The organism is Nostoc sp. (assembly GCF_036917755.1).
Lineage (GTDB): Bacteria > Cyanobacteriota > Cyanobacteriia > Cyanobacteriales > Nostocaceae > Nostoc.
Genome location: NZ_JBALFC010000117.1, coordinates 23,543 through 43,865 on the forward strand (window position 1 = coordinate 23,543; position 20,323 = coordinate 43,865).

Consider the following 20,323-nt stretch of genomic DNA (forward strand, 5'->3'; position numbering starts at 1 on the left):
GATTAATCGCGTCTGTACAGGAGTTTGGAGTCAAGTGATTAATGACTAATGACTAATTCAAAATCCTTGCTTCTGACTTTGGAATTATGGCTTCTGGGCTGGCTTTTGCTACCTGACTGCGCGATCGCGGTTTGCCTGTGGCGATCGCATAATTAATCGCTAACAGCCACAGCCATAATCGCGGATTTCGGGGTTCCAGCCAAAAACCTACCCGGCTCAAGAAGCGCCCAAACCACGGACTCAGCAAAGCACTAACCAAGGCATGACGACCGAAGTTGAAATAACTACCAAGCCATCTGAGTAAATCCCTTGGCCCAGCAAGTTCCCAAATCCATAAAAGCAAGGCAGGATTTTTACTAGCTGCTTTAAGTGCTAGGCGGTTAAAGGTTAACCAATCACACCGATCTTTGATGAAGTTATCTGCCACCTCTACAGGTTCGTCTGCTAACAATCCAAAAAAGGTGTTGAGCATCGAGTTAATCCGTTGCGGTGGTAAAAATTTCCTTGTGGGCACCATCATCCCTTTGGAAAATAGCCAAGTTACTGAAACGTTGCTTTGATAGGCGCGAATTTGGTTCAAATATCGGAAACTCAACAAGTCATGTTTGAGAGCAGTATCCAATAGTGTTGTTAAGCGCTCTAAGTTGCGAACTAGGGAACCAAAACCGGTGAAAACCAGGGGAGACTGGAGTGATGCCGCATCACCGATCGCAATCAATCGATCAAAGGCAACCGTGCGATCGCTACTTCCCACACTAAAATGCCCCGGTATATACCCAAATGTCGGCTTTTTCCACACCAATTTGTCCATATCGCACCTGCGATATTCTGGCAAAATCGTGAAAAAGTCCTCGTACATCTCTAGCAAAGAACCGGGATTTTCAGCATTGACTTCGTGGTAATGAAATAAATAAATCGTCAGTTCATCACCTGCTCCAGGAAACAATTCCCAAATCAACTGCCTTCCCCGCGAAATATCCCCATGACTGTAAAGAACGTCCCCATATTGGGAATCCCACACCCCCGGCTCAAATCCGCTCTCAATTGCCGCTCCCACCGTCGGACATACACTATCAAAAGCCCGACCACCATTTAATTGCCAAGCGATGGGAGACGCAGTTCCCATTGCATCTATTAGCAGTCGTCCACTTACTTGCTTCTCACTTTGACTGGGTAAATGCTTGACTTTCAAAATGACTTGTGATATATCAATATCTGCGCGGATAAACTCTGTTTCATCCCAAATATCACCGCCTGCCGCTTGCAGTTTTTGCCCACACATTTGGAGCCATTTTTCAGAATCTAAGCCTAAATTTAGGACTGTGGGTGTGTGGAGGACGGGCGATCGCAGTTTGGCTGGATTATTAGCATCAAAAAACTTATTGAATCCGTCTTTGTATTCTCTGGCAATGATAGTTTCTAACTCAGTGGGGGTGACTAAACCCAGGTTAACTAAGCTTTGAATCTCATCGCGGGAAATATTCCATTCTCGGTTCATCCTCCCAAAGGGCATTCGTTCCACCAGCAGGACTTTATATCCGAGTTTTGCCATCAGTGCTGCATGAATCGCACCTAGTGCGCCGCCGATGTAGATGATGTCGTAACTAGGGGATGAGGGGGATGAGGGAGATATTATTTTTTCATCTCCCCCTGCTTCCTCATCTCCCCCTGCTCTTATTCCTGAGTGGGAAAACACCACCTGACGCGGCTGCTGCGGATTCCGTACCCCTTGGCGCCATCGTTGTTCCCACCAGTAGGCACGCGTTAGGTCATATTCACCGTTGGGCATTTTCTGAAAATACTTGACGGTGAGGGGGTAAACAGAGCCTAATGCTGCAAAAATTGATTGCTGGGATAAATCAATCGCTGGCGGTTCTGGGTAATGATGCCGAAAACGGCTTCTGATTTCCTTGGTCAGGCGTTGCAGGATTTGTCCCTCATTAGGAAAGGGTTGTTCTGCCCAACGAAACACTTTCAGATAGGTAGTTCGTTGCACCGACCAGACAAATACCGAAAGTTCCGCAGGCAAGTTTTCGGAAATAGCCCCGGTAGCAGTTGTAATTTCACTGGGGATTTTGAGGCGAAAGCCTTCCGAGGTAAGCACTTTTTCTCCATTTCCGGGTTCAAAATCTGTTTGTAACCAGTTACGCACAGTTGCTGTATCCGAAGTTGGAACTTCTAAATAAAGGATTTCTCTCATCGTTTGCTGACATCTCCGTTCAATCTACTCACTAAGACAGATTTTATGAAGGCACAAAGTAAGGTAAACTCCGCCCTATTAGTTTCGTAAAGATTCAGTGAAGAAATTTTAAGAGTTTGTCAAAGTTATTGTTCATTTTGTATTTCTGTAAACCCACGCCATGAATTATCCCATTCCAGACAGTCCCCAGGAAATTGTTGCTCTACGACAACAGCCGATTGATGAAGAACTAGTTGCCAGTGCGATCGCTGGAGTAATTAAAATTGTCCGCGCTCAGGGTCAATCTTTGGAAGAATTAACCGCTCAGTTGCTAGCAGATGATCCACTGCTGGATCAGCAACAACGTCGCTGGTTGAGCCAATTAGTTGCCCAATCCTGGGAAAAGTTCTCCTAAAACCTTGCATAGGATGAAGTTTTTGTCGCAGCGTTAGATTTCTAGGTAGCACCTAAATAAGCTAATGAGTATTTAAGTTGCATAAAAGCAGGGCTGAAGCCCTTACTACAAACGAATTATTCGGCAAAAATGAATGACGATTAGCTTATTGGCGATGCCTGCGGCGGGCTACGCCTACGCATTTTAGGTATAGGAGTAACATGTCTGGAATTAACAATTGGGTTGCTATTTTTGTATTTACGGCACAGAAGCCACTAAATTAACCATATCAGCGTTTTACGTTGCTAATGAATATTTACAACGTTCTTAAACGGAAAGACCTCTGGTGCAAACCAGGGGTCTTTTTTTTTTGGATCAATCTTGATGCTCGTTGAGCAGTGCCTCGACACCTTAGCGGAATAAATGTTTTTGGCATACAACTCAGTTGTGCGATCGCCTCCCATCTCAACGAAAAATTTAAAACTATATTACCTACATAGCGGTTTTGTCAACTAGAAGCTTTCAGGACTGTTTCTGCTTGGGATTGCAACAACAAACCGTATTCCAACCCCTCCACCACCGCTTGATAGGAAGCCGCCAAAATATTGGTAGAAACTCCTACCGTCGTCCAGCGTTGACGACCATTACCTGATTCCACCAACACACGGGTTTTCGCCGCAGTGCCCGTATGTCCGTTGAGAATCCGCACTTTGTAATCTGTCAAATCAAAGGTTGCTATTTGGGGATAAAAGTTCACCAAAGCCTTGCGTAAAGCTGCATCCAAAGCTGCCACTGGACCGTTACCTTCCGCCGCCTCCAAAATATTTTTCCCCTCAACAGCGACTTTAACTGTAGCTAGGGCATTGCTAGTTTCTTTCCCCTCAATCAAGTCACAGTGGACTTGAAAACCTTTGACTTCAAAAAACTTCTGGCGGTCTCCCAAAGCTTCGTGCATCAACAATACAAAACTTGCCTCTGCTGCTTCAAATTGAAATCCTTCACTCTCCAAATCTTTGAGACGCTGGAGAATTTCCCTGGCCTCAGCCTTTTGCTGATCAAGTTCAATGCCAAAACTGCGGGCTTTGGCTAAAACATTGCTGAGTCCAGACTGTTCCGAAATCACGATGCGGCGAGAATTCCCGACTTGTTCCGGCTGAATGTGTTCGTAAGTTAGGGGATTACGTTCTACGGCTGATACATGAATACCACCCTTGTGGGCAAAAGCCGAACGTCCCACAAAAGGGGCGTGTTCATCTGGCGCAAGATTGACCACCTCACTGACAAAACGACTAGCTTCTGTAAGTTGTGTGAGCTGGTCTTCTGTGATACAACTGTAACCCGCCTTCAGTTGTAAATTGGGAATTAACGAACAGAGATTAGCATTACCGCAACGTTCACCGTAACCATTAATTGTGCCCTGTACCATCTTTGCCCCTGCCATCACGGCGGCCATTGCGTTAGCAACCGCCATTTCGGAATCGTTATGAGTATGAATTCCAATTTGGGGCATTGGGGATTGGGCACTTGTACTGAGCGTTCGCGTAGCGTCTCCAAGAGTTGCCGTTGGCGCAGCCTCTCGTAGAGAAGTATTGGGCATTGGTGATTGGGTAGATTCTTTCCCCATGCCCCATTCTCCATGCCCCATGCCCCATTCCGCAGTCACCCTTATGACATCTTGAACAATTTGGCTAATTTCGTGGGGTAAAGTGCCGCCATTGGTATCACAGAGGACTAGCCATTCAGCACCAGATGCGATCGCAGCCTCTAATGTCTGTAAAGCATAATCCCGATTGTGCTTGTAACCATCAAACCAATGTTCGGCATCGTAGATAATCCGACGACCTTGAGAACGGAGATACTCAATTGTGTCGCTAATCATCGCCAAATTTTCTTCTAATGTCGTCTTGAGTCCGGTTGTAACGTGTAAATCCCAAGACTTGCCAAAAATCGTTACCCAGCGAGTTCCCGCAGCCAAAATATCCTGTAACATCGGTTCGGTTGCGGCAGTGGAATTGGGGCGTCGAGTCGAACAAAAAGCCACAATTTCAGCTTGTTTGAGAGGATTTTCTTGGAGTTGCCAGAAAAATTGTACATCCTTGGGATTGGCACCAGGCCAACCGCCTTCAATGAAGGGAATTCCCAGTTGATCGAGTCTCTTGGCAATGCGTAACTTATCTTCTATCGATACTGATAGCCCCTCGCGCTGAGTGCCATCTCGTAATGTAGTGTCATAGAGCCAAAGTTGAGGTGAGGAATTTGTGGTCATAAAACTGGGACCGACGATACAACTTTCGAGGCAATGTGTCAATATACAACAAAAAGCCAGTTTGGCAATTTAAAAATGCCTAAGATACTAGCTCAAGGTAAAACAATTGAATGCGAACAGGGAAGAGATCACCGAAGAATTTTGCTGCAAAATGGTATTGACCTCTACAATGACGGTGCTAAGGTAATAAACTATCGGGGCATTGGCAGTTGTGGTATCTGTACGGTTAAAGTAGAGGGCAAAGTATCAGCAGCGAATTGGCGTGATCGAACACGGCATTCGCTTCCTCGCCATTCTCCTATAACAGACCTGTGTAAGAAACTGCCAAACTCTGGTTTTAGGCGATGTGAAAGTGACAAAGTTTGATGGATTTTGGGGACAAGGTTCTCGAATAGTGTGGACACCAAAAGGTTAAAAAGGAGTTAAGACAAGATGGGTAGATGGACACCCTTAATTTTAATGGCTGGAGGTTTGGCCATTCTGCTTGGTACATTACTAGGCATCAACTTTCCGATGGGCGTACAAAGCGCTAACGCTCCCGGTGACAAAAAATCACAAGTCCTGCCAGCTAATATCAATGTTAATAGCAGTGCTGGCAGCAAGAATGATGAAACTGCAACTGAAGGAAACGAAACAACTCAAACAAACCAAAGCAGACGCGGTATTGTCGCCCCAAGACTTGATAAAAGGAGTAGCGTTGCCCAGAATTCTTCTGATGACTCAACATCACCTGCTGACAGTACAACAGACGGCAGTACAGATACTTCAGGAACAGACACGCCATCCAGCAATACAAATCAAGGCAACGAACCAATTCGCGCCCTGTGGTAACGATCGCTCCGTCCTTAGTTACGAGTTATAAGTTATAAGTTATGAGTTATGAGTTATTAGTTATGTACTAATGACTAATGACCAATGACCAATGACTAATGACCAATGACTAGTGAGATTGTAATTATTGGTGGCGGCGTTATTGGTTTAGCGATCGCCATTGAACTAAAACTACGCGGGACACACGTCACCGTGTTTTGTCGTAACTTCCAGGCTGCCGCTACCCACGCCGCCGCCGGGATGTTAGCACCAGATGCGGAAAACATCCCGAATGGGGCAATGCGTTCATTGTGTTGGCGATCGCGTGCTTTATATCCCGACTGGACGCGCAAACTAGAAGAACTGACCGGCTTAAATACTGGCTACCGTCCCTGCGGTATCCTCGCACCCGTCTTTGAAGAGGCAAGGGGGGAGGGAGCAGGGGGAGATGAGGGAGCAGGGGGAGAGAAATTAATTCTTTCATCCCCCTCATCCCCCTCATCCCCCTCATCCCCCGCTTACTGGTTAAACAAAGAGGCAATTCATCAATATCAGCCAGGATTAGGAGCAGAGGTAGCTGGTGGCTGGTGGTATCCTGAAGACGCACAAGTTGATAATAAGGCTCTAGCTCACGTATTGTGGACGGCGGCTGAGTCTGTTGGTGTTGAACTCAAAGACGGCATTACAGTAGAAGCATTTTTACAGCAGCAAGGACAAGTGATTGGCGTGCAAACCAATGCTGGAATAATTCGCGCCGCGCACTATGTTTTAGCTTCAGGTGCTTGGTCAAATGAATTATTACCACTACCCGTCCGCCCCAGAAAAGGACAAATGCTGAGTGTGCGGATACCGGGATTTGTGCCAGAATTACCCTTAAAGCGGATTTTATTTGGACAAGATATTTACATCGTACCGAGACGCGATCGCCTCGTTATTGGGGCAACAAGCGAAGACGTTGGCTTCATCCCCGGCAACACCCCAGAAGGCATTCAAAAATTACTACAAGCTGCCATCCGGCTGTACCCCCAACTAAAGCATTATCCCATCCAGGAATTCTGGTGGGGATTTCGCCCAGCCGCCCCCGATGAATTGCCCATTCTTGGCACCAGCCACTGTCAAAATTTAACCCTTGCTACTGGTCATTACCGTAACGGAATTCTACTTGCGCCCGTAACAGCCGCATTGATTGCCGATTTAATCTTGTCACAAAAGTCTGACCCCCTACTTGCTGATTTTCACTATTCACGCTTCCAGTCCAAGCCATCTACCTCCACCCCAATGCTGACTCACTCTGCCAATTTCTCCAACGGGCATCACCCTCCTACATCCTCCCACCACTCCCCACTCCCCACTCCCCACTCCCCACTAATTATCGCTGGCAAAACCTTCCAATCGCGCTTGATGACCGGAACTGGTAAGTATCGCAGCATTGAGGAAATGCAGCAAAGCATCGCCGCCAGTGATTGCCAGATTGTCACCGTAGCAGTACGACGGGTACAAACCAAAGCTCCTGGACATGAAGGTTTAGCTGAAGCCTTAGATTGGACAAAAATTTGGATGTTACCCAATACCGCAGGTTGTCAAACTGCTGAAGAGGCGATTCGGGTGGCGCGTTTGGGGCGAGAAATGGCGAAATTGTTGGGGCAGGAAGATAATAACTTCGTCAAGTTAGAAGTAATACCTGACCTTAAGTATTTACTCCCAGATCCGATTGGGACACTGCAAGCAGCAGAACAACTAGTCAAAGAAGGCTTTGCAGTATTGCCCTATATCAATGCTGACCCCATATTAGCCAAGCGGTTAGAAGATGTCGGCTGTGCTACAGTAATGCCTTTGGCATCGCCAATTGGATCTGGACAAGGACTGAAAACAACTGCTAACATCCAAATCATCATCGAAAATGCAGGTGTGCCAGTGGTGGTAGATGCTGGTATTGGTTCACCCTCAGAAGCCGCCCAAGCAATGGAATTGGGAGCAGATGCTTTGTTGATTAATAGTGCGATCGCTCTTTCTGCAAACCCAGCAGCAATGGCTCGTGCCATGAATTTAGCAACAGTCGCCGGCCGTCTAGCATACCTTGCTGGCAGAATGCCGATCAAAGATTACGCCAGTCCTAGTTCACCTCTAACTGGGACGATTACTAGTTAGGGAACAGGGCATGGGGAATAGACGGACAAGGAAGACAAGGGAATAACCAATGCCCAATGCCCAATGCCCAATGCCCAATCTTTAATGTAACGATTTATCTAGCGGTTTGAGAGCCGATCTAGTACTTATGTAACATTAAATCAAGGATAATTAAGATAAAGGAATTAATTCATGCCCTATACAAACGAAGAAGGCGGCCTTCTGAATAATTTTGCCCGTGAACCAAAAGTTTATCAAGCAGAACCTCCCACGGAAGGGCAAAAGCGAACTTATATCTTAGTAGGAATCGCCGGTACAGCTTTGGTTGGCGGGTTGATTCTAGTCGCCTTCTTTGTTTCCCAGATCAGTTGAGCATCAAACGTTGTAATAAAATTTCATCTTTATAGTTTTTCAGGTTCCGATTTTAAAAGGGGCCTGCTTTTTTATTTTTTGTTAAAATTGAGTTAGCGATTAAAGTATAATTATATACTCTTTTATTCTTCTAGACCTGAAGGCTCAATTTCTCCTGAGCCGCATAACATCCCATTAAAAATCATTTTCATTATCAGATTTTCAGCCCACTTTGATGCGCCCAGAAAGGTGATACATACTGTGTTTTGGCTTTTTAGCCGCCATGAGCGTGAATGATACTCCACACAATGATAATTTTGCTTGGAATCGGCAAGTATACCAGCGCCTGAAACTTGCCCTAAGTCTTGGCTTACGACGACAACTTTTTTTAGCTATATGTGATGATTTACACTTAAGAAATCAAGTAGCAGCCCGTTTGCATTCTACATTGGCTTATCCTGTTGGACAAGTGCTATATCAGTCATCAAATGCCCAGGAAAATAGCACTCCAGCTTATCCGCGATTAGTGACGTTGCGTTTGAATTTAAACGATCCCAATCCCATCGTTCAGATAAATCAATGGTTGGCAAATTATCCACCGCCAATTGTTGGGGCATCAAAAGATACCGCAGGAAGACCTTTTCCCATACCAGCATTTCAGATTGTGGGTGTGGAGCAGCTAACTAAGCAACCAGTAGCGATACAACGGTTATTTTTGCACTATCTCCGCTTAAGCGAACAATATTTCTCTACACAAGAATCTAGCCGATTCCTAGAATCTAATTTGCTGCTGTGGATACCGCGTCCTTGGTTATCTGCTATCAAGCAATCAGCACCACAGTTTTGGCGTTGCCGTACTGGGGTATTTGTATTTGCCGGAGAACCCACACCAGCGCCTCAGAATTCGGGCTATCCAGAACGTTTTTCACGTTCTGGAAGCTTGGATTTAGGGAATGTTGAGCAGTCGATTCTAGATGAATCAATTACCCAAGCAGAACTCAGAACCGCAGCCAGCGAGTTAAAGTTTCAGAATAATTCCGATTTTCCGGCAGAAACACAAGTACACAAAACTCAGGAAGCTTCGCCGTCAACAGGGGATTTATTGAAGACTGTGCCACAACAGCAGGAATCTACTAATAGGTCTGCTAGTGGGAATACTAATCAATCGCTATCGTCTTTATCTCATATTAGTAGCGAGTTAACGGAGCTAGTAATAGCAACAATCAATACAAATATTACTCAAGATACAGAGGATTACTTACAACCGCAGCAGATTTTGTTGGAGATTGAAGAATTATACCAAAAGCAAGTTCCAGGGGAGGTACTGGCAGAAGCTTATCATCGCTTGGGCACTTTATACCGCCTTCGCATTGAGCAAGGAGAGTCAACCCTAGAAAACCTGATGGTGGCAATTATTGCCTATCAGGAGGTAATTAGCTATGACGAAACCTCACCGCAACTCCCAGATATTTTAAATGATTTGGGTACACTCTACTGGATGCTATACCGCACACCACCCAATTCTGAGGAGGGACAAAGTTATATAGAGCAGGCAATAGAATTTTATCAGTTGGCGTTAAAGATGATTTCGCCTCAGACACATTCGGAAACTTACGCTCGTGTGCAAAATAATTTGGGGACGGCTTATGGTGATTTAGCTCATTTTTCTCACCCATCTGAAAATTGGCAGCAAGCAATTTTAGCTTACAGTGAAGCACTTAGCTATCGTACAGCCGATATGGACTCTTTAAAGTATGCGGCTTGCCAGAACAATTTGGGTACTGCTTACTGGCATTTAGGGCAATACAATCAACCGATTGTGCATTTAAAGAAAGCGATCGCAGCTTACAACGAAGCACTTATACACTACAACCCTGAAGAGGAACCGCTCAAGTATGGCATGATTCAAAATAATATCGGTACTGCCTGTTGGAATCTGGCACAATACGAACAACCTGCCCAAAATCTCCAGCTAGCTATAGATGTTTATACCGAAGCTCTCAAATATCGCACCCCAGCTAATGTTCCCAGCGCCTGCGCCGCTACACAAAATAATCTGGGTACTGCTTACTGGCATCTAGCAAACTTATCTCAGACAACTAAAGAGGCACGGCAAAAGTATCTGCAACTATGTATCAGCGCTTATGAAGAAGCCATAGCCTTGGCTCACTCACTTAGCGGTATTCCTTTAAGTTTTGATTTATTTGCCTCTTATAATAATCTGGGGCTAGCCCATTATCAGCTAGTAATAGATAAGTCTTTTAATGGCGACAAAGCAACACGTTCTCAACACTTAGAAATAGCATTAGATAACCATTTGCAAGCCTTAAATGGATTAAGTAAACAACCAGAAGCTTATCAAACAACCTTTACTTATGTGGTGAAAACTATTCGTGCTTTTCATAATGAATTAGGGATACAAGGACAAAATCTGGCTTTATCTAAAGTTCCTGGTCAGTTGTTGCCAGAGATTTTGTCAAAGTTATAAAGCATAATTTAACAAAACAGAATTCAGAATTCAGGAGTCAGAATTCAGGAGTCAGGAGTCAGGAGTCAGGAGTCAGGAGTCAGAATACAATAAACTCTGTATTCTTCTTCAAAAATAATTCCTCTGTACCCTATGGGAAAAAGTTCTTTATTCTTTCCCTTTCCCTCGCAATGTAACTTGATATCAACTTGACAATTAATTAGTAAACCAAGTAAGGTAACAATGTCTACGACGGGCTACGCCTACGCAATTATTGGTTTACTAATTATAAAGTAGTGAAATTTTTGAAAAACCCGTAAAGTCAGATTTATAAATATAAATTTTCCATTAAGATATTGTTGTATATATAAATATATTATAAAAAGTACAATAAAATATTGGCGTATTTTCCGTAAATTTACTAACGTAGACTGGAGACGTAGTTGAGAGAAGCCCCAGGATGAGAATTGAAACCTAAGTTATGAAACTAAGTTTGGTTTTTGCTACTGCTATATCTAGTTTTTTTGTAAGTGCGACCACAGGATTTGGTTTCTCTGGTCAAGCAGATGCTCTCAGTTTTTCTGGTATCTCTAGTGCTACATGGGGAGAACCTACTCCAGGAAGTATAAATACCGATCCCATATATACAGGTGTCGGAAGCAACACATTTAATTGGGGTGATTCTAATGTGTGTCCACCAAGTCCAAATACTCCTAGTGGATGTACAATAACAGGCGCAAATAAACTAACCTTTAATGGAAGTTCATTTTCAACTGACATCAACTCTGTATTCAAAATAGCTGATTTAACTTACTTTAATGGAACGGTATTTGAAGGTACAAGCGTTGAATTTGTACCTTTAAATATCAATGTATCCTTCAGCCCTCCTACTGGAATCAGCGAAGTTTTTGACTTCAAGTTGCATCTAGTAAATACAGTTAACGAAGCAACAGATCCTCAAAAGAATACAGACTTTGTATTTATAGACACAAATTTGAGTAATCGCAGTTTCACTTTTGAAGGCAATAAATACACGATTGAGCTAACTGGCTTTAATCCAGACGCTAGCCAGATAAGTATTAAGGCTCTTGAAGGAGCCACAACTACAACAGCTATTTATGCCAAAATCAAAACCATACCCGAACCTGCAACAGTAGCGGGTCTATTCCTGCTAGGGATATACCTGATATCTCGGAAAAAATTCGGCGACGTTGATGAAACAGAAGGGCAGCGTTGATTACTCTTTTGAATCTAAAAGCGTTCGACTGAGCGAACGCGAACAGTGTCTCGTAGAGAAGTCGAAGTCTAAAATCTAAAATTGTGTGACTCAAGTTTGTTAACCCACTCAGACAACTGGCTCCAGTATTCCACGCAATTGAATAAATTTTAACTCAGCACAACAATTGCTGCGATCGCATCAAAATTTATTCTCACGTTTAAATTCGCTTGCTCTGGGACTTTTTTAAATTTGGTGACGCACATTAGTGACTTGATTGCTCTTTTCAATCTAAAATCTGTCTTGAAAAGTTTGCTCAACGGGGGGAACCCCCGCACGCAACTTTTCGCAAAATCTAAAATCTAAAATTGTGTGACCTTCGGATACGCCTATAGATAGGTTCAAAAACAATGAGAAACAATCTCAGTGAACCCTCGTCATTACATACATCAGATACATAAAGGTTTACCCACCTATGACTCGCATACATCAATGGAAATTTGGAACTGCTGCACTTATGGCAATGGCCGTTACTACAAGCGTCATTAGCCCCCTATTCAGCTTGGCTCCTGCTAATGCTCAATATAGAATTGGGCAAGACAGAATTGGGCAATACGGAAACGTGACCATTCCTTCCGGGGTTGCTTTTCCTGTCAGCTACGAAAAAGAGACAATTACTATTGCTCCTGGAGAAACTAAATCTCTAACCTTGAGAATAGCGAACGACATTATCGACAAAAATAGAAATGTCTTAATTCCTGCTGGTACTAAAGTAATTGGACAGCTAGAATCTGTTGACTTAAATAGTGATTCAAGAGATACAGATGAGAACAAAGGAAAAGGTGTGCGGTTTGTAGCTCAAGAATTAGAATTTTCCAATGGTCAACGTCAGTCGATTAATGCAACTTCTCGGACATACACCAGAACTGAAAAAGTTACACAGGGTCCTAGCACAAATCAGGTTTTAACTGATGCAGCTATTGGTGGGGGTGCAGGTCTTTTAGGTTCACTAATTACTGGCAACCACAGAATTGACGATTTAAAACCTGTTATTGGTGCGGGTGCGGGTGCGGGTGCGAGTATCCTGTTGCGGAAAAAAGAAGTAAATGCCTTTGTCCTCAGACCTGGACAGGATTTGAAGCTGACACTGAATTCTAACTTGAATTTAGTACCACCATCCCGCTACTAGATTTAACTCCATTCAAGTCGTGACTTTAATCATCCATGATAGGCGATCGCCACTTTCAATTATAGTGTGCGATCGCCTTCATTTTTAGCCCAAAAAAATCTATTTTCTAACAACTATTCTATCTCTGTATCATCTGACCGAATTTTGGAAAATGGAATTGAAGATTCAAAATCCAAAATTTAAAAGGGTCTAAAGCGAACGTATTTATTCCCCGAATAAATCTAAAATCCAAAATCTAAAATTAAATGACAGAGCCAATGACTTGATTCCTGGGGTAAATCTAAAATCTAAAATCTAAAATCTAAAATCCAAAATTGTGTGACTCGATATCCATATTTATGGGAATACTCCTTTAATTGCGCTATGAGGAAGCTAGGAAAGTTAACTCTATTCTACCCTGTATTCAAAAGAGTATTCAAAATTCCTGAATATCCTGATATTTTTATTGAATAGTGCCGATAAAGGAGTATTTTCTTGTGGTAATCCAAGGTTTCAGTTTCAGCGCATATCTGGCAATTCCCGTGGCGTTAAGTCTTTTTGCTAAGGGAGAAAGGATAAAAGTATATTTAGCTGAAAACGTCCGTCAGGTATCCACTAACAAGAAAATAATTTTATCCAACCGCGAACTAATCAGCACTAATGCGACTCCGAAAACAGTTTCTTATTAGGTTATCCTGGAAATCGCTTTGAGCCTAACCAAGCTATTCCCCGCGAGCAGGTTTTGGTTTCCCTCGCTAACGGTCTAAAATATACTGCTGGCGGCAATGCCGAAAGGATTCTGCAATACTTCAATGATGCCTCTAACATCGCTAGCTATGCTCGTAGCCCTATAGCCGCAGCAACTGAAAAGCAAATTGTGGTCAACTATCCGAATCTGAAGTTACTAAATCCAACTGCAACTGCGACACGGGCGCAGGTAGCAGCTTTTATTTACCAGGCGTTGGTTAGTTCTAATCAAGCCTCAGCAATTAACTCGCCCTATATTGTGGTTGTCAAGTCTACTACCCCAACACCTGTATCAGCAAGTCGTGACTTTAATCATACCCCATAGGCGATCGCCATTTTAACTATAGTGTGCGATCGCTTTCATTTTTAACCCAAAAAACTCTATTTTCTAGCAACTATTCTATCTCTGTATCGTCTGACTCGATATCGATATTTATGGGAATACTTAGGTGATTGTGCTATGGGGGGAGCTAGGAAAGTCGGCTCTATTGTTCTCTGTATCCAAAAGAGTATTCAAAATTCCTGAATATCCTGATATTTTGATTGAAGAGTACCGATAAAGGAGTATTTTCTTGTGGTAATTCAAGGTTTCAGTTTCAGCGCATATCTTGCTATTCCCGTGGCGTTAAGTCTTTTGGCTGGGGGAGAAAGGATAAAAACATCTTTAGTTGAAAACGTCCGTCAGGTATCCACTACCAGCCGCGAACTAATCAGCACTAACGCGACTCCGAAAACATACTATGTTAGTGGTACTGGAAACGACAAAAATAGTGGCGTTTCTTCTTCATCCGCCTTTAGAACAATTCAAAAGGCAGCAGATATGACTAACCCTGGCGACACAGTATTGATTATGAACGGAGTATACAAAAATGTACCTAAAGCTGGGAGTGTAGTAAATATTAAACGTTCTGGAACTGCAAATGCATGGATTACCTATAAAGCATATCCTGGGCATTTCCCAAAAATTCAGCACAATACATGGCACGGTATCATGATTGCAAATGGAGCTTCATATATCGAGATAAATGGGCTGGAGGTCATCGGGAACAATGCCAATGTAACTCTTGATTATGCGATGAGTCAGAAGACTAACAAAACAAACCCACTGACGAACGGAAATTGCATAAGCATTGATGGACGAACTAATGGTTATGTTCATCACATCCGTATTCTGAACAACAAAGTGCATGACTGTGGAGGAGGAGGTATCTCAGCGATTCAATCGGACTATGTGACAGTAGATCATAACGTGGTGTTCAATAATGCCTGGTACTCAGTCTATGGTAATAGTGGTATTTCGATGTTGAACAATTGGAATTTTGACAACAATCAGGGATACAAGATGTTTGTTACCAACAACAAGACCTACAACAATCGCATGTACATCCCTTGGATTGCAGTCGGAAGGATCACAGACGGTAATGGCATTATTATCGATAGTTCCAGAAATAATAATAACCCCAAATTGGGTGCATATAAAGGACGTACTTTAGTTAAAAACAATCTGACATTTTATAATGGTGGTTCAGGGATTCATGCATTTTTTAGCGATCATGTTGATATTGTAAATAACACTGCGGTTTTAAATAATCAGAGTCCAGAAATTAAAGGCGCGCAAATATATGCCAATACATCATCTGATGTCCGAATTCTAAATAACATTCTCTATGCCTTTCCTGGCAAGGATATTAATAGTAATATTAGAAATCAAAACGTGGTTTATGATTATAATATCTACATGAATAGTTCTAAGATAAGTGTTAAGGGTCCTCACGATGTTGTTGCAGACTCAGAGTTTTTAAGTAAGCATCCCACTCTCGAAAAAATATCTGACGAGTGGAAGCGGGTAGATAAAGAAAATCCGTCAACACGGACTTATCCAAAGCCTCAGTTGACAGCTTTTGTTTGTGAGCCAGTGAGTTATAGTTTGCAAGATAAACCGATCAAAGTGGGATGCTCTGGGCAATCTTTAGCTGAAACGGCTCAAACGGCTCAAACTACTTTTTCTGATGTTTCATCTAACTATTGGGCGGCACAATTTATTCAACAATTGTCACAGCGAGGTGTAATTGTCGGATTTCCTGATGGTAGCTTCCGCCCTGAAGAACCGGTGACACGCGCTCAATTTGCCGCTATGATCAACAAAGCTTTCCCAAAAACACAGCAACGGCAGGCAATCAATTTTACTGATGTGCCCAGCAACTATTGGGGATTCAGTGCAATTAAACAAGCTTATACCATTGATTTCTTGTCAGGTTATCCTGGAAATCGCTTTAAGCCTAACCAGGCTATTCCCCGTGAGCAGGTTTTGGTTTCCCTCGCTAACGGTCTGAAATATGCTGCTGGCGGCAATGCCGAAAGGATTCTGCAATATTTCAAGGATGCCTCTAATATCCCTAGCTATGCCCGTAGCCCGATAGCCGCAGCAACCCAGAAGCAAATTGTGGTCAACTATCCGAATGTGAAGTTACTAAATCCAACCGCAAGTGCTACACGGGCGCAGGTAGCAGCTTTTATTTACCAGGCGTTAGTTAGTTCTAATCAAGCTTCAGCAATTAACTCGCCCTATGTCGTGTCAAACCCCAGCAATTAACTGCCCTACATGAGCAAATAGTGACTTTAATCACCCCTGATCGGCGATCGCCACTTTAACTATAGTGTGCGATCGCTTTCATTTTTAACCCGAAAAATTCTATTTAACAGCAACTATTCTATACTCTGTATCGTCTCACTCAGTATTCATATTTATTGGAATGCTTATTTAATTGTACTAAGAGATAATACGGTGATTAGACTACTTCTATTGTCTAAGGAAAGCGGCGTAAATAATTAAAGGTTTATGTGAGAAATTTAGTCCTCGATTGAAAGCTGAAACCCTTACTAGAAAAGAATATCAAAATTAGTTACATTACTTAATATGCTTTATTTTATTCTTACCTACTTGCCTACTTACTTTCACAGGCATTTTTTGTCCGTGATTGTATGTCGAAAGTAATGGTTTTTACAAAAAGCAGAAATAATTGGGAACTTAACACTTCAGTAAATGTCTAGTTAATTAACAAGTAAGGCAGTAATTATACTGGATTAAAAATAATGTTTACTTTAAATCGTTGGCAATCTCGGACAGCTGCATTCATGGCTTTGAGCGTCACAGTGGGTACTGTAGCGCCTTTGATTACAGCTTCGCCATCTTTGGCTCAAACTACTTTTTCTGATGTTTCATCTAACTATTGGGCAGCACAATTTATTCAACCGTTGTCACAGCGAGGAGTAATTGCTGGATTTCCTGATGGTAGCTTCCGCCCTGAAGAACCGGTGACACGCGCTCAATTTGCCGCTATGGTCAACAAAGCTTTCCAAAAAACACAGCAACGGCAGGCAATCAATTTTACTGATGTACCCAGTAACTATTGGGCATCCAGTGCCATTCAGCAAGCCTACACTATAGGTTTCTTATCTGGTTATCCTGGAAATCGATTTGAGCCTAACCAAGCTATTCCCCGCGAGCAGGTTTTGGTTTCCCTCGCTAACGGTTTGGCATATACTCCTAGTGGTAACACCGAAAGCACTCTGCAATATTTCAATGATGCCTCTAACATCGCTAGCTATGCCCGTAGCCCGATCGCCGCAGCAACTGAAAAGCAAATTGTGGTCAACTATCCGAATGTGAAGTTCCTAAATCCAACCGCAACTGCGACACGGGCGCAGGTAGCAGCTTTTATTTACCAGGCGTTGGTTAGTTCTAATCAAGTCTCAGCAATTAACTCGCCCTATGTCGTGGCGGCTGTCGGGTCTACTACCCCAACAGCTGGATCAGTCACAATTCCCCAAGGGACTGCTATTGCTGTGAAATATGACAAAGCAGAAAAAATTCTGGTTACAAAGGATGAAACAGCGCCTTTGACATTGACAGTATCCCAAAACGTGGTTACGCAAGACGGAACTATAGTGATTCCTGCTGGTAGTCAGGTTATTGGTCAACTCAAACCTGCTACAGGCGGTTCTCAATTCGTTGCCCAGAAATTAGTTTTGGCCAGTGGTCAAGAGTATCAGCTTAACGCTACTTCTGAAGTGATTACCAAAACTGAAACCGTCAAGAAGGGTATTAGTACTAGTGCAATTATCAAGGATACTGTATTGGGTGCAGGTGCAGCCACTGCGATATCTGCTGTCACCGGCGATCGCGCCATTGCCACAGAAGAAATCTTGGGTGGCGCTGGTATCGGTGCTTTGGTTGGTCTGTTGTTGGGTAAGAATAGTGTTGACTTAATCGCTATTGACCCAAATACCGATTTACAAATGACAATCAATCAGAATTTGTTGGTTTCACTAAGATAGTTATTGGGCATTGGGCATTGGGCATTGGGCATTGGGCATTGGGCATTGGGCATTGGGAATTAGTATTTACAAATGACAAATGACTAATTTTGAACTTCCGGCAACCAAATAATAAACGTAGTCCCTGGCGCATCGGGTGAAGTTAGCTGAGAGTTGATTGCAGGGCTGAAAACCTCGATTTCGCCCTGCATTTGCTCTATTAATTGTTTAGCGATCGCTAACCCCAAACCTGTACCAGGGATTTCTGTTTGCGCTTGTACCCCCCGATAATGCCGTTCTCCAAGATGCTCTAAATCTTGAGGTGGAATGCCTGGCCCGTTGTCACTGATGACAATTCCCTGAAAATTCGCTTTTTCTCGCCCCGCCTGAATCAAAATTTTGCCCCCAGTGGGAGTGTATTTCAAAGCATTATCGATGATGTTAGTTAATACCTCTCGTAATGCTTTGATATTGGCACGTACTAGAGGTGAATTATGTTGAATTTCAGTTATTAGTTTTAGCTTTCGTTCTTGGGCGATCGCTTTGGCTGATATTAATAATGGTTCTAATATATCTGCTAGTGAGCAGTCAACTGCTTTATCTCCTGTTCCCGGCAATAATAACAGTGGTTTAGCGGATTTTTGAATAGTTGCTTCTACAAATACTTCATCTTCCGCTAGATGTAGTGGTGCTAAATCTGCCTCTGTCAAGTCAATTACTTGCTCAAATTGTTGCAGCAATTCTTGGAGGCGATCGCTTTCCCGCACAATACTATTTGCCACATCCCGATTAGGGTCTGCTGGTCGTAGTCGTTTCAATAGCAGTTTACCAAAAGTCCGCAATGCCGTTAATGGGTTACGAAACTGATGCAACAGATTATCCAGCAAATCACGCTGTTTTTCTTGGAGAATTTGTTGCTCACGTAACTGCTGCTCAAACCATGCTCGCCGTTGATCTAAAATACAAGCGATCGCTAATGTTTGGGCTATCCGTTGAATCTGACTTTCCTCGTGTTCATTCCATGCGCGGTCTTCCCTACCTGTCACCAGTAACCCCATCATCACACCCTCATAAATCAGAGGTAAAACAATTTGGTTGCCACTAAATAAGTATTCCTCTTTTAGATGGGGCCCAGACGCATTTGGGATCTCCGACTCCCGTGACGAGGTTGGAGATTCTGACCCTGGTGTTAATAACCTTCTCTGACGATTGGGTAATACAAACACATTTCCAACTTGAAGTTGCTTGTGTACCGTTGCTTCAGCAGTCTCCTCCCCTGGCGGTAATAATGCTGTTTCCGGGTAAATCACCACAGGAATCAGTTTAGCCTCACCTGAAGGAGTCTCTACCAATTCTTGTGTTAGGTACACAATACTTAAAGTTGCTCCCAGCCCTTGGGTTAGCAGCGCTATTTGCTCTCGACACAGAGCAAGAAAATCGGAACTGGCAGACATTAACATTTTTTAGCTCTTGCTCAAGATTACAGATTTTGAGGCATGATTAAGAGAGGGTACTTAATTTTTACCTCACTCATTTAATAAAGCTTAACTAAAATTTTCTTAGAGATGGTTTGTACTAAGGGATTATATTTGAATGGTAATTTTGTTTTCTCTATCTTCAAAGATATTAACTTTCTTATATTAAAAGGTTAAAAACTATTGATATTTTGAACTAGAACCTATATAATGGCGACGGATTTTGTAGCTAGCACTACAATCTATAGCTTGAAAGAGGAGGACAATAGATTGGCAAGGAGACGCAAAAGGAAGAGCCGTCGTCGTCAGGAAGGACGGCGAATTTTGGAACATGTGCCTCAATATAGCATCGAAAGTGGCGAAGAAAAACCTGTGACAGCAGCGAGAAGATTCATTCAAGCTGAAGGTATTTTGCCACCGGCGTTGCTACTTGTAAAGCGAAATGAACACACAACAGATCGTTATTTCTGGGCAGAAAAGGGACTGTTTGGTGCTCAATACGTAGAGGAAAACCATTTCTTGTTTCCTAGCTTGAGGGTGTTAGAACCTTCGCCAGGTCAAGAACCTCTTGCTTTAGCTAGTCGGTGAACCAAAGATGGTCATCTTACGCATTGAATGTGGCTCCTGACTATCATTAACTGGCAAAATTGCTAAGTTTATGCAAAATTTAATTTTTTTTTAGTTTGGAGCTGATTTGCCAGTAAATCTATTCCAGGTAGTTGGAAGGTAAACTTGTCTCAAACCACGCTATATTGCATGGCTTGATGCTATTTTAATGATGCAGAAGGGAGTGGGTATAGAGCCAA

Annotated in this window: 12 protein-coding genes and 3 pseudogenes; 12 read left to right on the forward strand and 3 right to left on the reverse strand. The window is 42.9% G+C overall.

The window, feature by feature from the left end:
* Nucleotides 1-52: 52 nt before the first annotated feature.
* Nucleotides 53-2,200, reverse strand: coding sequence for an NAD(P)/FAD-dependent oxidoreductase (locus V7L05_RS25525; RefSeq protein ID WP_335168259.1), 2,148 nt, complete (start codon nt 2,198-2,200; stop codon nt 53-55).
* Nucleotides 2,201-2,360: 160 nt separating this feature from the next.
* Here V7L05_RS25525 and V7L05_RS25530 point away from each other — a divergent pair, with 160 nt between their 5' ends.
* Nucleotides 2,361-2,594 carry a hypothetical protein gene (locus V7L05_RS25530; RefSeq protein ID WP_196522570.1) on the forward strand — a complete coding sequence of 78 codons (234 nt, stop codon included), beginning with the start codon at nt 2,361-2,363 and terminating at the stop codon, nt 2,592-2,594.
* Nucleotides 2,595-3,081: 487 nt separating this feature from the next.
* Here V7L05_RS25530 and cimA read toward each other — a convergent pair whose 3' ends face one another.
* On the reverse strand, nt 3,082-4,839 hold the full coding sequence (cimA, locus tag V7L05_RS25535; RefSeq protein ID WP_335168261.1) for a citramalate synthase: 1,758 nt from the start codon (nt 4,837-4,839) through the stop codon (nt 3,082-3,084).
* Nucleotides 4,840-4,914: 75 nt separating this feature from the next.
* Here cimA and V7L05_RS25540 point away from each other — a divergent pair.
* The 10 genes and pseudogenes from V7L05_RS25540 to V7L05_RS25585 all read left to right on the forward strand — a co-directional run bounded on the left by V7L05_RS25540 (nt 4,915) and on the right by V7L05_RS25585 (nt 18,063).
* Nucleotides 4,915-5,254: pseudogene (locus tag V7L05_RS25540) on the forward strand (2Fe-2S iron-sulfur cluster-binding protein).
* A gap of 17 nt (nt 5,255-5,271) precedes the next feature.
* Nucleotides 5,272-5,670 (forward strand): hypothetical protein, encoded by a 399-nt coding sequence (locus V7L05_RS25545; RefSeq protein ID WP_335168262.1) that lies wholly within the window; start codon nt 5,272-5,274, stop codon nt 5,668-5,670.
* Between the two features lie 105 nt (nt 5,671-5,775).
* Nucleotides 5,776-7,797, forward strand: a complete 2,022-nt coding sequence (gene thiO / locus V7L05_RS25550) for a glycine oxidase ThiO (RefSeq protein WP_335168264.1) — start codon at nt 5,776-5,778, stop codon at nt 7,795-7,797.
* Nucleotides 7,798-7,968: 171 nt separating this feature from the next.
* Nucleotides 7,969-8,148, forward strand: a complete 180-nt coding sequence (psb34, locus tag V7L05_RS25555; protein ID WP_335168266.1) for a photosystem II assembly protein Psb34 — start codon at nt 7,969-7,971, stop codon at nt 8,146-8,148.
* A gap of 262 nt (nt 8,149-8,410) precedes the next feature.
* Complete coding sequence (locus V7L05_RS25560) at nt 8,411-10,615, forward strand: tetratricopeptide repeat protein (protein WP_335168268.1); 2,205 nt, start codon at nt 8,411-8,413, stop codon at nt 10,613-10,615.
* Between the two features lie 460 nt (nt 10,616-11,075).
* Nucleotides 11,076-11,831, forward strand: coding sequence for a choice-of-anchor K domain-containing protein (locus tag V7L05_RS25565; protein ID WP_335168269.1), 756 nt, complete (start codon nt 11,076-11,078; stop codon nt 11,829-11,831).
* A 454-nt stretch (nt 11,832-12,285) separates the two neighbouring features.
* The gene (locus tag V7L05_RS25570; RefSeq protein WP_335168272.1) at nt 12,286-12,999 is read left to right on the forward strand and encodes a conjugal transfer protein TrbI; all 714 of its coding nucleotides are present in this window, start codon (nt 12,286-12,288) and stop codon (nt 12,997-12,999) included.
* 658 nt (nt 13,000-13,657) lie between these two features.
* Nucleotides 13,658-14,026, forward strand: a pseudogene (locus tag V7L05_RS25575) (S-layer homology domain-containing protein); the annotation flags it as partial.
* A gap of 1,641 nt (nt 14,027-15,667) precedes the next feature.
* Nucleotides 15,668-16,303: pseudogene (locus tag V7L05_RS25580) on the forward strand (S-layer homology domain-containing protein); the annotation flags it as partial.
* Between the two features lie 515 nt (nt 16,304-16,818).
* Nucleotides 16,819-18,063 (forward strand): S-layer homology domain-containing protein, encoded by a 1,245-nt coding sequence (locus V7L05_RS25585; RefSeq protein ID WP_335168274.1) that lies wholly within the window; start codon nt 16,819-16,821, stop codon nt 18,061-18,063.
* An 83-nt stretch (nt 18,064-18,146) separates the two neighbouring features.
* On the opposite strand, the gene V7L05_RS25590 is transcribed toward V7L05_RS25585, so the two are convergent.
* Nucleotides 18,147-19,502, reverse strand: a complete 1,356-nt coding sequence (locus V7L05_RS25590; RefSeq protein WP_335168276.1) for a GAF domain-containing sensor histidine kinase — start codon at nt 19,500-19,502, stop codon at nt 18,147-18,149.
* Nucleotides 19,503-19,787: 285 nt separating this feature from the next.
* Here V7L05_RS25590 and V7L05_RS25595 point away from each other — a divergent pair, with 285 nt between their 5' ends.
* Nucleotides 19,788-20,105 (forward strand): DUF3155 domain-containing protein, encoded by a 318-nt coding sequence (locus V7L05_RS25595; RefSeq protein WP_041566316.1) that lies wholly within the window; start codon nt 19,788-19,790, stop codon nt 20,103-20,105.
* The last annotated feature ends 218 nt before the right edge of the window (nt 20,106-20,323 follow it).